Source organism: Pseudoalteromonas sp. PAST1, assembly GCF_021532515.1.
Lineage (GTDB): Bacteria > Pseudomonadota > Gammaproteobacteria > Enterobacterales > Alteromonadaceae > Pseudoalteromonas > Pseudoalteromonas simplex.
Genome location: NZ_JAKGBH010000005.1, coordinates 23,621 through 38,782 on the forward strand (window position 1 = coordinate 23,621; position 15,162 = coordinate 38,782).

Here is a 15,162-nt window from a genome sequence, read left to right on the forward strand (position 1 = left end):
AAGCTTTAAGTTTACTTGAGGAATGAAAACTGCTTAACGCTAATTAGCAAAGCTAATTAGTTAGGTACGTCAGACGTTTTATCTTCTGTCGCAGGCACATCAGATTGTGCTGGTGTTACAGTTTCAACAGCTGGCGCAGCTTCTAGGTTTTCCCACTCATCAGTCTTTTTGATTTGACCTGCAGTAAGGTTACCTAGAACAATACTTAGTACGAAGAAGATCGTCGCTAAGATTGTTGTTGTTTTAGTCATGAAGTTACCAGCACCTGATGAGCCAAACACGGTACCAGAAGCGCCAGCACCAAATGATGAACCCATATCTGCGCCTTTACCTTGTTGGATTAAAACCATACCAACTAATGCTAAAGCAACAATTAAATAAACTACTAATAAAATTTCGTACATCTTATACGGTCCCTTTTGCACTTTCACAGATAGCAGTAAATGAATCTGCTTTAAGACTGGCACCACCAATAAGGCCGCCGTCTATATCTGGTTGTGCAAATAATAATTCGCTATTTTTTTCATTTACGCTACCACCATATAAGATGGTTAACTGCTGTGCTACATCGCTATCCGAAGAAGCAATCTTCTCGCGGATAAACTTGTGCACAGCTTGCGCTTGCTCAGGAGAGGCAGTCTTACCTGTGCCAATGGCCCAAACGGGCTCGTATGCTACCACAGAATTCTTCAGTGCTGCTACACCTAATTTGCTAATTACAGCATCAATTTGAGCTGCAACCACTAATTCAGTTTCGTTTGCTTCACGTTGCTGCTCGCTTTCACCCACACATAGGATAGGAGTTAAGCCAACTTGCTGCGCTCGCGCAAACTTATCTGCAACAACGTCATCTGACTCACCGTAAATGCTACGACGTTCAGAATGGCCAACTAACGTATAAGCTGCGCCTAGGTCTTTGACTAGCTGAGCATCTACTTCACCCGTAAATGCGCCTGCTTGATTTTCAGAGACTGTTTGCGAACCAAACGTGACGTTTTGTTGCTGCAAAGAACTCAACAATGGGAATGGTGGAAACACCACTATATCCAGTTCATCCGTTTGAACATTTTTAATAGCAGTTGATAACTGTTCAACAAGCTCTAAAGAGCCGTTCATTTTCCAATTACCTGCGACCATCGGCTTACGTGTTGCCATTATTCCACTCCACATTTGAAAGCGGGCAAGATACTAACTCGACTTGCCCGAAGTTACAAGAGGTTATTGTTATGCCTCGGTTTGTTTGCTCACAGTTTCGACAACTTCAGCTATTTTACGTGCACTATCAAGCACAACTTTTTCCTGCTCAGCTTCAACCATTACTCGCACAACAGGCTCAGTTCCTGATTTACGAAGTAATACTCGGCCAGTATCACCTAACTGTTCTTCAACACGCGCTACCATATCAACTACAGCTTGATCTTGCGTCGGATCTGTACCTTGTGGGTAACGAACATTGATCATTTTCATTGGGTATTTTGTAAAACCAGCCCCTAAGTCTTGCAACGTTTTATTCTGTGCAACCATTGCTGCTAACACTTGCAAGCTTGAGATAATGCCATCACCCGTGCTGATTAAATCAAGATTTAATACGTGACCTGAGCTCTCACCGCCAATTTTCCAGCCATTTTCTTGCAGTAGTTCCATCACGTAACGATCGCCTACTTTACTGCGAGCAAAACCAATACCGCGCGCTTTTAAGGCATTTTCAAGGCCCATGTTTGACATCACAGTACCGACGACACCACCACCTAAAATATCGTCATTTGCAGCTTGGCAAGCAATGATATAAACAATGTCATCGCCATCAAATACACGACCATTGTGGTCAACCATCATCACTCGGTCACCATCGCCATCATAAGCAATACCAACATCAGCATTATGTTCTAATACTTTGCGTTTAAGCGTTTCAACATGGGTTGCACCACACTCTAGGTTGATATTTACCCCGTTTGGCTCACAAGCATGACAGATTACTTCAGCGCCTAACTCACGCATTACTGACGGTGCAATGTGGTATGTAGCACCATTTGCGCAATCGAGTACAATTTTTAAACCTTCAAGCGATAAGCCTTGTGGGAATTGGCTTTTACAAAATTCAATGTAACGACCATCAGCCGTTTCTAAACGACGCGCTTTACCAAGCTTGTCAGAGGCAACGCAGGTCATTGGCTCATCCATCATAGCTTCAATTTCAAGCTCAACATCATCTGGTAATTTTAAGCCTCTGCTTGAAAAGAATTTAATTCCGTTATCATGGTATGGATTATGAGATGCACTGATCACAATACCCGCTTCAGCACGGAACGTTTGCGTTAAATACGCAACCGCCGGCGTTGGCATTGGGCCTAACAAAACAACATCGATACCAGCGGCGATTAAGCCTGCCTCAAGTGATGTTTCAAGCATATAGCCAGAAATACGGGTATCTTTACCAATAATGACCTTTTTAGTGCCGATTTTTGATAATACACGACCTGCAGCCCAACCAAGCTTTAGCGCAAATTCTGGAGTGATTGGGTACTCACCAACCATGCCTCTTACACCGTCCGTGCCAAAATATTTTCTTGTTTTACTCATTTGTAATTCCTTTAGTACATGCTTGCCAAACGTTAAGCACATCAACTGTTTCTTGTACGTCATGAACGCGAATGACTTTAGCACCATTTTGTGCTGCAATCAGCGCGCCGGCAAGGCTTCCCGCTAAGCGTTCATGTGTGTCTCTATTTAATAAATTACCGATCATTGATTTACGAGATAACCCCGCAAGAACCGGTAATTTGAATTGGTTAAATACATCAAACTTATTTAAGATTTCGTAATTATGAGCCAGTGTTTTACCAAAGCCAAAACCTGGGTCTAAAATAATACGTTGTTGCTGAATGCCCGCTTGCTCACACGTGGCTAAACGCTCTGCAAAGAATTCGTTAATGTCAGCAAATAAATCATCATAATGTGGGTTACTTTGCATAGTGCGAGGCTGACCTTGCATATGCATTAAGCAAATTGCTACCTCTGGGTATTGTGCCAATACCTCTACCGCCCCTGGCTCCTGTAATGCTCTAACATCATTGATTATGTCAGCCCCTGCAATTATTGCTTGGCGCATTACTTCACTTTTGCTGGTATCAATCGAAATAATACAATCACTGCTTGCTCTAAGCGCTTTAACTAAAGGAATAACGCGTTCAAGTTCATCTTCAAGAGATACATCAGGTGCCCCTGGACGAGTTGACTCACCACCTATATCAATTATTTTTGCACCTTGATTTAATAACGTATGAGCTTGTTTGACAGCGCTGTCTAGTTGGCAGTAACTTCCACCATCAGAAAAAGAATCAGGAGTGACATTTAGAATCCCCATCACCACTGGGGAGTCGAGGTGTAAAATACGACCTCGGGGTAATTTAAGAGCGGTCATTTTTACCTTCAAACTTCCATGCATTTGCTCAACAAGGATAGTGAGCCAATTTTATGCTACAAAAAAGCCCCGGCATCCGGGGCTTTTGCTTTTTATATTTTAACGACTATTCAGGTTTGTCATCAAGGCTTGTTTCATCCTTTTTTACTGAATCATCCGCTTTTGTCTCATTAACAGCAGGCTCAGTCTTCGCACTAGGCTTTTTATCATCTGTGCGACGGTCATGAACATCACGTGGCTCACGTACAGGCTGACGTGCCATTAAGTCATCAATTTGACCCGCATCAATCGTCTCGTACTTCATAAGTGCATCTTTCATCGCATGTAAGATATCAATGTTATCTTTAAGGATTTGCTCTGCACGTTGATAGTTACGATCTGAGAATAAACGAACTTCTGTATCGATAACTTTTGCAGTTTCATCAGACATGCTCATAGCACGGCTACCGCCGCCACCCATGTACATTTCGTTTTGGTCTTCAGCATAAAGTAATGGACCTAGTTTTTCACTAAGACCCCATTGAGTAACCATTTTACGAGCAATATCGGTTGCACGTTCAATATCGTTACTTGCACCGGTTGTCACTTTATCTTCACCGTAGATTAGTGCTTCAGCAATACGACCACCGTAAAGACTAGAGATCATTGACTCTAAAAGCTCTTTTGAGTGGCTCACACGGTCTTGCTCAGGCAAGTACATAGTGACACCAAGCGCACGTCCACGAGGGATGATAGACACTTTATAAACTGGATCATGTTCAGGCACCATGCGACCAACAATCGCGTGACCCGCTTCATGGTAAGCAGTCATTTCTTTTTCCTGCTCACTCATCACCATGGTCTTGCGCTCTGCACCCATCATGATTTTATCTTTTGCAGCGTCAAACTCTGCCATACTAACAACGCGTTTGTTACCACGAGCTGCATATAACGCGGCTTCGTTAACTAAGTTTGCAAGGTCAGCACCAGAGAAACCAGGCGTACCACGTGCAATTACCGCAGCTTCTACGTTGTCGCCTAGTGGCACTTTACGCATGTGAACTTTAAGAATTTGTTCACGACCACGAATATCAGGAAGTCCAACAACAACTTGACGGTCAAAGCGACCAGGACGTAATAACGCAGGGTCTAATACATCTGGGCGGTTCGTTGCAGCGATAACGATAATACCTTCGTTACCTTCAAAGCCGTCCATTTCTACAAGCATTTGGTTAAGTGTTTGCTCACGCTCATCGTGACCACCACCCATACCTGCGCCACGTTTACGGCCTACTGCATCGATTTCATCAATAAAGATAATACAAGGTGCTGCTTTTTTCGCTTGCTCGAACATATCACGTACACGTGATGCACCAACACCTACAAACATTTCTACGAAATCAGAACCTGAAATTGTGAAAAACGGCACTTTAGCTTCACCAGCTACCGCTTTAGCTAGTAACGTTTTACCTGTACCAGGAGGACCAACCATCAACACACCTTTCGGGATGCTACCACCTAGCTTTTGGAATTTTGATGGGTCACGTAAGAAGTCTACAAGTTCAGTTACATCTTCTTTCGCTTCGTCACAACCAGCAACATCAGCAAACGTTGTTTTAACTTGGTCTTCACTCATCAGGCGCGCTTTACTCTTACCGAAAGACATCGCGCCTTTACCGCCACCGCCTTGCATTTGACGCATGAAGAAAATCCACACACCAATAAGCAGTAACATCGGGAACCAAGAGATTAAAATGCTGGCGAGGAATGACTGCTCTTCTGGCTTAACGCCTTTTACATTAACGTTGCTTTTTAAAAGATCATTCAAGATGTCTTTATCATACATAGGCATGATGGTTTGAAAGCGCTCACCATTTGTTTTAGTACCAGTAATCGTACCAGTGGTGCTTTCAATTGAGACTTCTTGGATAGCGCCACTGCGAGCGTCGCTAACAAATTGAGTGTAACTTGTTTGGCGATCTGCCTGATCACCACCATTAAAGCTCTGGAACACTGACATTAGCACTACTGCAATGACCAGCCAGAGTATTAGATTTTTCGCCATATCGCTCAAGGAGTTAACCTCTTGTATCCAATTAATTTAAATTCAACTTAACGCAGCACAACTGTACTACAGTTTGTAACCTGTCGCCACTATATATACTTCCCGAGAGCGGGCACGTGACGCATCGGGCTTTCTAATTTTCACTGCTTTAAAGCTATTACGTACTTCTTGTAAGTATTGATCAAATCCTTCACCTTGGAAGACTTTGACACAAAACGCACCATTTTTCTTTAAAACTTGGTGGCACATATCTAATGCTAATTCGACTAAATACATACTACCCGCTTGGTCCACTGATGTATTACCACTCATATTGGGTGCCATATCAGAAAAAACTACATCAACATTTTTTCCGTCAATACGTGTTAATAGTGCATCAAGTACCGCTTCTTCACGAAAGTCACCTTGCAAGAAATCAACACCTGCTAAGGAATCCATAGGCAAGATATCACAAGCAATAACCTGACCTTTATCACCAACCTTTTCAGCTAAATACTGTGACCAACTTCCTGGCGCAGCACCTAAATCAACCACCGTCATCGATGGTTTGATTAATTTATCTTTGTTTTGAATTTCGTCTAATTTGAATACCGCACGAGAGCGCCAACCTTTCTTTTGCGCTTCGTGAACATAAGGATCGTCGAAATGTTCCTTCAGCCAACGCTTAGAACTGGCTGAATGTTTTTTATTTGCCATAAAATTAATACGTAACTAATTAGTAATATTCTCTAGATGGCGTTAGAATACCCTTAATTCAAGCCATATTCAGCAAAATTTGTAACATGATGAAATTATCGAACAAACAAAAGCAGTTTTTAAAAGGCCAAGCGCACAGTTTAAAACCTGTTGTATTACTTGGTGCAAACGGATTAACCGAAGGCGTTTTAGTTGAAATCGAAAGCGCTCTAGAAATTCATGAGCTAATCAAAGTTAAAGTTCCTACAGATGAACGTGAAACTAAAACATTGATTTTTGACGCAATTGTTCGCGAGACAGGCGCAACAAAACTACAAACAATTGGCCATACAATTGTATTGTATCGCCAAAGCGAAGAGAAAAAGATTCAATTACCGCGCGGTTAATCCTGCCTTGTGGAGTTTCGAATCAGAAAAAGCCAGCAAATTTGCTGGCTTTTTTGTAGGCAAAAATAATTTTCCATTAATTTGTAACTAAACTTTTTTACCTAAGCTATTTTTGCTCTCGCGTGAATTTAAGAACCCGATTGATAAACTCGGTAGTAAGCTCGTTAATTAACCCAGTTTCGGCATTAAGAACTAAGCTAAACCCGATGTTTAGATGCGGAAATACAACAATATCGCTGCGATAACCTTGTACCCAACCGCTATGGTAGTAAAGCACTTCATCATCATAATTATAAACACGCCAACCTAATCCATAATAAGCATCTTTTACATGTTCACGCCAAACCCTACGACGAGTTTCTTTTTTAGTATGTGTGTAAGGGCGGGTTTGTTTGATCAATGCCTCGAGTGGTAATACGTCAGGGTATTGCCCTAACTGTGCATTCAACCAAATCGCCATGTCATTTGCGCTGGCGTTCACTCCTGCAGCCGCAGGCACTTTATAATAGTTTTTCTTCAAGCGTGATGTATACCATCGTTTTCTGCCGCGCACATGAGGGTGAGCATAATTATCATCTTTCACCATCCCCTCAAAACCAACACTCGCATCCGCCATTTTTAATGGTGCAAAAATATACTCCGAAATCCAGTGTGAGTAATCCATCTGTGTTGATTGATAAATCACAGAATCAATCAAGCTAAACATCACATTTTGATAACCGTAACATTCACTTGGTTTGCAGATAGGCTCAACAGTCAATAGCCGCTCGACAATATCTGGGTAGCTCATACGCGACTCAATTAGGTTATCGTATGCGTTAGGTACCAAGCCACTAGAGTGACTCAATATGTGATAAATTTTTAAGTCATCTTTATAAGCAGTATTAGCAAAAGCAGGAATAAACTTACTGATAGGGTCATCAATATTAAACTCCCCTTGTGCTGCCAGTTTTGCGGTTAATGAACCCGCAAAGGTTTTTGAGACGGATGCCAATCGAAAGCGGGTATGTTTATCGACTCTGCGGCCTTTTTCTATTTTTGTTCGACCAATACCGTTAATAAAATCATCATGACCAATATTTACAATTGCCAATGAGCCACCTGGGATCCCTTTACTTTTTAGTTTTCGGGTGAGGTGTTTATTATAATCAGCAACGAATGTTTGCCATTGCTTATCACTCGAAGCAGCTTCACCACTAACAAAAAGCAGTGTTAAAGAAAAAAGAAAGGAAATTAAAAATAAGCTGTACTTCATTATTTATTTTTTTAAGTCTGTTTAGGAAGTTTCTTATAACATAATATCATGAACTTTTGCCTCGACTAACGTACAATACGCTTAATCTTAATTATTTATGGGTAGATTATTTTTTATGCGCTTATTCGTGCTTTTATTTTTTGTTTTAATTTCAGTCGGTTGCGCCCTTAAACCAGAGCCAGCGCCGTTACTTACAATGCCAAAAAAACCGAGCTTACAGAGCCAGCGTTTTCAAGTTGAGTATCAAACAGAGCATGCATCACCTAAAGTAAAATCGGTACAGCTACCAGCTCATACAGTAAGTAAAAATCAAACCGTCATGATAGTTGCCGACAAAACCAGTGTCACAGATACACTGTACTCTCAACTAACTGAGGCACTTACAGCTAAGCAGTTAAAAGTCGTAGCCGAAGGCGCACAAGCAGATTATACCCTATCTATCCATCAGCTTGATCTTGAGCTTATTGAAGAAACAGAATACCAATTGGTGAAACCCAAAAAGCCACTTTCTTTATTCGATGAAGTCGCCAAGCAATACCCTGTTCAACAATGTGCGACTATTTTAGGCCAAGTAAGTATGCGCCTAACTCATAAAAAAACAGGTGACGTTGTCTGGTTTGCAAAATCGTCAATTGATAGCGCAAGCTTTCACCGCGAGCCGCTAATCTACAGCTTTGAGCAACAACAACTAATAAAGAATGAACTTGAAGTAGCCAGTTTTGTGCATGAGCAAAATTCAGAGCAAGCACGTATGGCACGTGTGAATAAAGACGTGACGATACCTGAGTATCAGACCATTACACGCATGGACATGTTAAAAAAAGAACAAGGCCCGTGTACCCGTACTGAAGTTAGTGCTCTTACGCCTATGATGCAATACTATCTTAGCAGTATCTTAATCGATAAAATCAAAGTTCAATAAGTTACTTTCGCTGTTTGTCTGCCCATAGGCAAACAGCGCCCTTCACTATCTCCTCAACATCATTTCATTCGTCTGTTGCTACATTTTTTTACAGATTACAGGAACTCATTAACAATATACTATATGCTATTACCCTTTCTTACAGACAGACAAGGAAGCCACGTTGCGAGCTCAAAGTACCCTATTTTTAATATGTTTAACCTTGCTAAGTACCCCAAGCCTAGCAAGTAATCGCTATTATGCCGACAATACACTAGAGCCTAGCCAAGGGTTCGCGTGGGATTGGGGCATAGGCGCTGGGTATTACATTGAAGACTCGTATCTAATAGGCATGGACTCTTACAATGATGGCTTTGAACCAGATATTCACCTTGCCGTTACTTACAACAATTTTTACCTTGATTATGATCAAAGCCAACTTAGTGGTGGTTTGACTCTGGGTTATAGTGTTATCGACAAATTTGAATGGGGCTTAGACCTAGTAGGCACAAATGTTCAATCTGGTTTTGATGATACAGGCTTAACTTTTTACGGTGACGAAGTCATCGCAGAACTCGAAGGTATAAAAAGCCGTAATTATGATTTTGATGTTGGCCTTCGCCTATCACGCCGTTTCGAAAGCTCACAAATCTCATTTGAGTATTTACATGATGTTTCTGGTACCCACAACGGCTGGGTGATGAATTCATTTTTTAGTCAGATTATCCCTTGGCGAAATTGGGAGTTCCGCTCTGGTGTTGGCTTAAGTGCTTACTCTAATGATTTTACTGACTATTACTTTGGAATTTCACCATCAGAATCTTTATTAACACGCCCTGTCTATGATCCTGATACCTCGTACAGTTTAATTTTTGAATTCCATGCTGAATACCCTATAAATAGGCATTGGGTGTTTCTAACTGGCTGGCTTTCAACCTGGTTTTCTAAAGACATTCATCAAAGCCCAATTATTTCGCAAGAGTATCAGCATAAAGCCAAGGTAGGCGTGCGTTATGTTTTTTAAGTATTGTGTAACGTTAACAATATTATTTGCAAAACCCGTGTTTGCCCAAGATCAAGCAAATACAGATAATGCGTTAGTTGCATTGCCTGATACATGCGTAGCCTTACGTGAAGGTAGAAATTGCTTTGCCGAGGTGGATATAACCTGGCAACAACATAATACTGGCAATTACTGCTTACGCAACGCTCAAAGTAAGCACATCATGCAATGCTGGTTAATGCAACAAAAAGGGCTATTTAGATACCAGTTTGATTCTGCTGAAAGTATTGGTTTCGAGCTAATAAATAGTAATAACGGTAAAGTTGTCGCAAGCACAGAAATACAATTGCAATGGGTCTATAAAAATCGTCAGAAGAAACGACGCTGGCGATTGTTTTAACTAGGAGTGAATAATGGAACATTATGGGACCATCTTATTGGTTGAAGATGATATATCTCTTGCCAACTGGGTTGCAGAATATTTAATCGAACAAGGCTACCAAACAACACTATGTCAACGCGGTGACCAAGTTGTTGAGCAAGTACGTAAAACAAACCCAGACTTGGTTTTGTTAGATATTATGCTACCAGGACAAGACGGTATTAGTGTGTGCCGTGACTTAAGGCAGTTTTATCAAGCCCCAATTATTATGCTAACCGCTCGTGATGATGAAATGGATGAAGTGATTGGCCTTGAAGTGGGTGCAAGCGATTATATGATGAAGCCCGTTCGTCCCCGTGCATTATTAGCACGTATTAAAGCGGCACTGCGCTCTAAAACTGATACGCAAGAGTCAACAGCCAACTCTGAACTAATAAATGTGGGTAAGTTATCAATTAATACTGAATCACGTACCGTTTACTTGGCAGACGAAGAAGTTCATATTTCAAGTGCTGAATACCTTCTACTCCATTACTTAGCAAGTAATGCAGGCCAAGTTGTATCCCGCGACTCTGTGTTTAAAGCGACGAAAGGTCGAGAGTATGATGGCTTAGACAGAAGTGTGGATGTGCTCATTTCATCGTTACGTAAAAAATTTAATGATGACCCACAACACCCTGAAAAAATTAAAACCATCTGGGGCAAAGGCTATTTACTTGTTGCCACGGCATGGCAATAGCATTGAGCGCCTGTGAAAAAGTTTTATCTTTCGTTACTTGGTAGTGCTTTACTTTCAATCATTGTTTTGGGTTGGCTAATTGATGCTTTTAGCCAACAAACCCAAGCACCTCAGGATGTGTTTTCTAGCGAAACACAAATGATTAAAGGGTTTGCAAAGCAACTCGCTAAGCTTGACGCTAAACAGCGCGAGCAAGCTATCACGGATATTAATCAAGACTTTGCAGTGCAATTAGAGTACCGCCCGACGCAATCGCTTGCGCTACCTCATTCATTGTTAGCACAAATGACCCAACCTAGCGGTCTGATCCTCGAAGATCAACAAGGCTACTATTTACTTTATAGTGAAGCCGCTTTAAGCACGCACCACTTAAAAATGCGTTTAGATAAAGACTTAACACACGAACAAGGCAACGATGTGTTACTCACCTTGTTGTTCTACGCTGGGTTATGCGTATTTATGGGCTTTATCATTGCGCCACTAGCCAAGCGTTTAACCGTTTTAAACGAAGCAGCAAAACGCTTTGCCAAAGGCGATTTAAAAAGTCGTATTCACTTATCTCATTTTACCTATATCAAAGATGTTGAGCTAACATTCAACCGTATGGCTAGCCAAATCGAAAAACTGCTTGATGAGAATAAGTTGATGGCATCGAGTTTATCTCACGATATTCGCACACCTATCGCCTGCTTGCGGTTTGGTCTTGAAGCAGCGCAAGATTGTAGTAGTGAAGAAAAGCGCCTTGAGTATCTTGCTCGCATGGAAAACGACTTAGATCAAATGGAGTCAATGCTAAAGAGTTATCTGGCATTTGCTACCCTTGAGCAAAAAGCGAATCAATTGACCTTCAATCATTCTGATTTAGAAACCTACATCCTTACACTCATTCATCAAATTGAACCTAAAGTAGAACAACATGGCTTACGCATTAATCACCGCGTTGAAGGCGATGATATTTGTGCTGATTTGCACTGGTTAGCTCGGGCCATTGTTAATTTATTAAGTAATGCTTGCGACTTTGCTGAATCTGAAATTTTACTCAGTGCAACCAGTACCAGTGAACTCGTTACCATAAAGATTGAAGATGACGGCCCGGGTGTTAGCGAGCAAAACTGGCAAAAAGTATTTAGTCCATTTTTCCAAGAACAAACACATCGAAATCGGGATGGAGAAAGCTATGGGCTTGGCCTTGCTATCGCTGCGAAAGTGGTTGATTGGCATCATGGCACGGTCGAAGTATCAAAAAGTAAGCAGCTAGGTGGCGCGTGTTTTACTTTATGTATACCCAAACCACCTCAAGGTGCGAGTTTCAGTTGGAATTAAAAGCGATTTAGGCAAGGCATTGATTGCAAGTAATAGGAGTTCTATTGTTAAAATCAATTGCACGAAATCTAAGCTGACAACTCGCACATATCGAAGAACAACGAAAATGCGGATGATTAACCCTTTTTATTTAGCGTTAATTAAAGTAGATTGTCAGCGCCGTCACAAATAGAGAAGTAACAACAATATGAGCGCATCACGTGGGGAGTTCAGCTCCCGCTTTGGATTTATTATGGCTGCAGCAGGCTCTGCTGTTGGCTTAGGAAATATTTGGGGTTTCCCAACACAAACTGCAAGTAATGGCGGTGCCGCATTTTTAGTGGCTTATTTAGTGTTAGCATTTTGTCTTGCTTATCCTGCTTTAATGGCTGAGTTAGTGATTGGTCGTCATGGTCAAGCTAATGCAGTTACTTCACTTCGAAAAGTAACAAATCAAGCATGGCAAAAAAAGTTTGCCTTCATAGTTGGCTTTGGCGGTATTATTTGTGCAGGCCTAATCCTAAGCTTCTATGCGATAGTGGCTGGCTGGATGCTGAGCGCTACACTTGAACCCGCAGCACAATTAGTGGGGCAAGAGCAAGCTAGCACTTGGCTTAGTGAGCAGTCACTATCAAGAAACCTTATATTTACTGCTACATTTATTATTTTAACCGTTGCGATTATCTCTAAAGGCGTCGAAAACGGCATTGAAAAATGGTCGAAGCGCTTAATGCCTGCCCTGTTAGGTATTTTGTTTATGCTGATCATCTATGTAATGACTCAAGATGGCGCAATGGCAGGCCTAAAAGCGTATTTAGTGCCAGACTTTTCATCGATTTTAAACCCTGAGTTATTAGTAAATGCGTTAGGGCAAGCATTTTTCTCACTATCGCTTGGTACCAGCGTAATGATCATCTACGGCTCATACATCAGCAAAAAGGAGAACTTAGTATCGTTAGGCGCTTATGTGACTTTAATCGATGTGTTCATTGCATTTGTTGCCGGTTTACTTATTATTCCTGCGATGTATGTAGCCCAGGCACAAGGTGTTGAGATTTTCTCTGCAGAAGGTGCACTACTTTCAGAAGATACCTTAGTATTCCAAGTGTTACCGGCGCTTTTCACCAGCATGGGTGATGTGGGTATTTTTGTTGGTTTTGCTTTTTTCGCGTTAATGAGTATTGCAGCATTAACGTCATCAATTTCGATGCTAGAAGCACCTGTTTCTTATGCTGTTGAACGTTTTGCGCTAAAGCGAGTGCAAGCGACTTGGATCATTGGCGGTATTATTGCCCTTATCAGTTTTACAATTGTCTTTAACCTAGGCACCTTATTTGGCTTTGTGATCACCTTAACAACTAAGATTGGTCAACCTATTCTAGGCTTAATGTGTTGTATTTTTGTTGGTTGGATTTGGCATCGCGGGTCGTTACTAAAAGAAATTCAACAAGGGTGCCCAGAAGCTGCTAGTAGTTTCTTTTGGAAAGTATGGCCATGGTATATCAAGTTTATTTGCCCACTCGCCATTGCACTCGTATTCGCGAACTCTTTGTTAAGCTAGTAAGCATTTATGTTTGAAGTGGCCCCATAGGCTACTTCAAACACATATCCTGATGTGGAATACCATCTTCTAAGTAATCATTCCCCACATTTTCAAAACCAAATTGCTGATAAAACCCTGTTAGGTAACACTGAGCACCAATCATAATCGCTTTATCAGGCCAATGCCTCTTACATGTATCAATCGCGGTTTGCACTAGCTTGGTTGCGAGTCCTTCACCACGAAATTGCTCTGCAACCAGTACTCGACCAAATGCGCTAAATTGCTCATTCTTTTTATAACATCGTGCATAGGCTGCCACCTGCAGGTCTTTGAACAAGAACACATGTTGGGTCAGTTCATTGTTATCCACTTCGTCAATTTCTGGGTAAGGGCAAGTTTGCTCTACCACAAATACATCAACCCGCGCCCGTAAAATGGCAAATAACTCATCTTTACTGAGTTCGTTATAACTTTTAATAGAAAACATAATGCTCCTTAATGAAGACAAAAAACCCAGCCGTAGCTGGGTTTTAACTCGCTATTCAGTCGTTAATCTTTAAGCAAATAATCGCTCTAGCTGATCACACAGCTGCGACAGGTTTACATGATCATGCTCAATCGTTAAATCGACATAACCGTCCCCCCTAAAGGCACGGTCAAGCTCGATTAATACATGAGTTTTATGTGCTTCAGGCACAAACGACAACTCAATCTCTTGTAAGCCAAATAGGCTTCGGCTATTTGGGCGATATTCAAGTTCTTGATAACAGCCTGAATGCGATTGAAAAGTAGGTGCTTTTAAATAACCCTTTTCTACATCTGCTTTCACTAAGCTAAAACCAAGTCTATCCATCGCTTCCATTAACGTGCTTACAGCGTCATTAGGATAAATGTGTAATGCATCACGGTCAGTTGGATCAAGGGCTAGATCAATGTCTAAGCCTGTTTCAAGCCAAACATGCGATTGGTTATAACCAGCGTTAATTTCAGTGATCGGGGTTTCAGAATGTAGGCGAGCTTCGAATGGGATATGCTTTTCAGCGCCCGCTGCAATCATGCCAATATCTGTAATTCGCCATTTTTCTATCACATGGTTTGTAAAATACTCACCATCATCACTTTCAACTTTCACACGGGTCATAAGTGCTAGGTCTAAACCCGAAATTTCTTGATCAACATCACCACCTTTGATGACTATCACGGCATTAAATTTTTGACCAGGTTGTAAATGCTCTGTCTCAAGTACAGTGTCAACTTTTGCTGCACCAATACCTACTGATGCAAGGATTTTCTTAAACATCTATTCTCCTTAAGCCAGCTTCTTAGTTATGGCTTAAATTCCTTTGTTAATGCATCTTAACCACAATTAAAAGCTATTGTCAGCGAAAAAATGTTGCTTTTGGCGGATTAATCAATAAATCATGGATAAGTGCTTATTTTTTGAACTCTTCTTGCTCGATATTGTTTTCCAATAACGAATATTTCGCTAC

The 15,162-nt window shown here is 41.3% G+C and carries 16 protein-coding genes; 7 read left to right on the top strand and 9 right to left on the bottom strand.

Annotated features, from left to right (window positions below; translation table 11 throughout):
* Positions 1-56 precede the first annotated feature (56 nt).
* From secG to rlmE, 6 genes are all read right to left on the bottom strand, one after another.
* Positions 57-404, bottom strand: a complete 348-nt coding sequence (gene secG / locus L1272_RS03375; protein ID WP_054551698.1) for a preprotein translocase subunit SecG — start codon at positions 402-404, stop codon at positions 57-59.
* A 1-nt stretch (position 405) separates the two neighbouring features.
* The gene (gene tpiA, locus L1272_RS03380) at positions 406-1,155 is read right to left on the bottom strand and encodes a triose-phosphate isomerase (RefSeq protein WP_054551699.1); all 750 of its coding nucleotides are present in this window, start codon (positions 1,153-1,155) and stop codon (positions 406-408) included.
* Between the two features lie 69 nt (positions 1,156-1,224).
* On the bottom strand, positions 1,225-2,580 hold the full coding sequence (glmM, locus tag L1272_RS03385; protein WP_235372749.1) for a phosphoglucosamine mutase: 1,356 nt from the start codon (positions 2,578-2,580) through the stop codon (positions 1,225-1,227).
* Positions 2,573-3,421: a dihydropteroate synthase gene (folP, locus tag L1272_RS03390; RefSeq protein ID WP_235372750.1), complete on the bottom strand. Its 849-nt coding sequence runs from the start codon at positions 3,419-3,421 to the stop codon at positions 2,573-2,575. Before folP ends, glmM begins: the two co-directional genes overlap by 8 nt.
* Before the next feature lie 106 nt (positions 3,422-3,527).
* Positions 3,528-5,465, bottom strand: coding sequence for an ATP-dependent zinc metalloprotease FtsH (ftsH, locus tag L1272_RS03395; RefSeq protein ID WP_235372751.1), 1,938 nt, complete (start codon positions 5,463-5,465; stop codon positions 3,528-3,530).
* A 66-nt stretch (positions 5,466-5,531) separates the two neighbouring features.
* Complete coding sequence (rlmE, locus tag L1272_RS03400; RefSeq protein ID WP_054551703.1) at positions 5,532-6,161, bottom strand: 23S rRNA (uridine(2552)-2'-O)-methyltransferase RlmE; 630 nt, start codon at positions 6,159-6,161, stop codon at positions 5,532-5,534.
* A gap of 89 nt (positions 6,162-6,250) precedes the next feature.
* Between rlmE and yhbY the strand changes: the two genes are divergently transcribed.
* Positions 6,251-6,547 (top strand): ribosome assembly RNA-binding protein YhbY, encoded by a 297-nt coding sequence (yhbY, locus tag L1272_RS03405; RefSeq protein ID WP_054551950.1) that lies wholly within the window; start codon positions 6,251-6,253, stop codon positions 6,545-6,547.
* Between the two features lie 106 nt (positions 6,548-6,653).
* Here yhbY and L1272_RS03410 read toward each other — a convergent pair whose 3' ends face one another.
* A complete protein-coding gene (locus L1272_RS03410; protein ID WP_138601574.1) occupies positions 6,654-7,802 on the bottom strand; it encodes a serine hydrolase domain-containing protein in 1,149 nt (382 codons plus the stop codon).
* Positions 7,803-7,917: 115 nt separating this feature from the next.
* On the opposite strand from L1272_RS03410, the gene L1272_RS03415 reads away from it, so the two are divergent.
* From L1272_RS03415 to L1272_RS03440, 6 genes are all read left to right on the top strand, one after another.
* A complete protein-coding gene (locus L1272_RS03415; protein WP_166338987.1) occupies positions 7,918-8,724 on the top strand; it encodes a hypothetical protein in 807 nt (268 codons plus the stop codon).
* 163 nt (positions 8,725-8,887) lie between these two features.
* Positions 8,888-9,727, top strand: coding sequence for a MipA/OmpV family protein (locus tag L1272_RS03420; RefSeq protein WP_235372752.1), 840 nt, complete (start codon positions 8,888-8,890; stop codon positions 9,725-9,727).
* Entirely contained in the window at positions 9,717-10,106 is a 390-nt protein-coding gene (locus tag L1272_RS03425; RefSeq protein WP_054551707.1) for a DUF3019 domain-containing protein, read from the top strand. Before L1272_RS03420 ends, L1272_RS03425 begins: the two co-directional genes overlap by 11 nt.
* 13 nt (positions 10,107-10,119) lie before the next feature.
* The gene (locus tag L1272_RS03430) at positions 10,120-10,827 is read left to right on the top strand and encodes a response regulator transcription factor (RefSeq protein ID WP_054551708.1); all 708 of its coding nucleotides are present in this window, start codon (positions 10,120-10,122) and stop codon (positions 10,825-10,827) included.
* Between the two features lie 12 nt (positions 10,828-10,839).
* Complete coding sequence (locus L1272_RS03435; RefSeq protein WP_235372753.1) at positions 10,840-12,150, top strand: sensor histidine kinase; 1,311 nt, start codon at positions 10,840-10,842, stop codon at positions 12,148-12,150.
* A gap of 187 nt (positions 12,151-12,337) precedes the next feature.
* Positions 12,338-13,690, top strand: a complete 1,353-nt coding sequence (locus L1272_RS03440) for a sodium-dependent transporter (protein ID WP_166338993.1) — start codon at positions 12,338-12,340, stop codon at positions 13,688-13,690.
* Between the two features lie 31 nt (positions 13,691-13,721).
* Here L1272_RS03440 and L1272_RS03445 read toward each other — a convergent pair whose 3' ends face one another.
* Together L1272_RS03445 and L1272_RS03450 are read right to left on the bottom strand one after the other, a co-directional pair.
* The gene (locus tag L1272_RS03445) at positions 13,722-14,162 is read right to left on the bottom strand and encodes a GNAT family N-acetyltransferase (RefSeq protein ID WP_442961812.1); all 441 of its coding nucleotides are present in this window, start codon (positions 14,160-14,162) and stop codon (positions 13,722-13,724) included.
* A gap of 66 nt (positions 14,163-14,228) precedes the next feature.
* Entirely contained in the window at positions 14,229-14,972 is a 744-nt protein-coding gene (locus tag L1272_RS03450) for a sporulation protein (RefSeq protein ID WP_054551711.1), read from the bottom strand.
* Between the last annotated feature and the right edge of the window lie 190 nt (positions 14,973-15,162).

Coding starts and splice junctions, on each gene's coding strand:
- L1272_RS03450 (WP_054551711.1), bottom strand. CDS start 14,972: ATGTTTAAGAAAATCCTTGCATCAGTAGGTATTGGTGCAGCAAAAGTT.
- ftsH (WP_235372751.1), bottom strand. CDS start 5,465: ATGGCGAAAAATCTAATACTCTGGCTGGTCATTGCAGTAGTGCTAATG.
- secG (WP_054551698.1), bottom strand. CDS start 404: ATGTACGAAATTTTATTAGTAGTTTATTTAATTGTTGCTTTAGCATTA.
- tpiA (WP_054551699.1), bottom strand. CDS start 1,155: ATGGCAACACGTAAGCCGATGGTCGCAGGTAATTGGAAAATGAACGGC.
- yhbY (WP_054551950.1), top strand. CDS start 6,251: ATGAAATTATCGAACAAACAAAAGCAGTTTTTAAAAGGCCAAGCGCAC.
- folP (WP_235372750.1), bottom strand. CDS start 3,421: ATGACCGCTCTTAAATTACCCCGAGGTCGTATTTTACACCTCGACTCC.
- L1272_RS03430 (WP_054551708.1), top strand. CDS start 10,120: ATGGAACATTATGGGACCATCTTATTGGTTGAAGATGATATATCTCTT.
- L1272_RS03410 (WP_138601574.1), bottom strand. CDS start 7,802: ATGAAGTACAGCTTATTTTTAATTTCCTTTCTTTTTTCTTTAACACTG.
- L1272_RS03425 (WP_054551707.1), top strand. CDS start 9,717: ATGTTTTTTAAGTATTGTGTAACGTTAACAATATTATTTGCAAAACCC.
- glmM (WP_235372749.1), bottom strand. CDS start 2,580: ATGAGTAAAACAAGAAAATATTTTGGCACGGACGGTGTAAGAGGCATG.
- L1272_RS03440 (WP_166338993.1), top strand. CDS start 12,338: ATGAGCGCATCACGTGGGGAGTTCAGCTCCCGCTTTGGATTTATTATG.
- rlmE (WP_054551703.1), bottom strand. CDS start 6,161: ATGGCAAATAAAAAACATTCAGCCAGTTCTAAGCGTTGGCTGAAGGAA.
- L1272_RS03415 (WP_166338987.1), top strand. CDS start 7,918: ATGCGCTTATTCGTGCTTTTATTTTTTGTTTTAATTTCAGTCGGTTGC.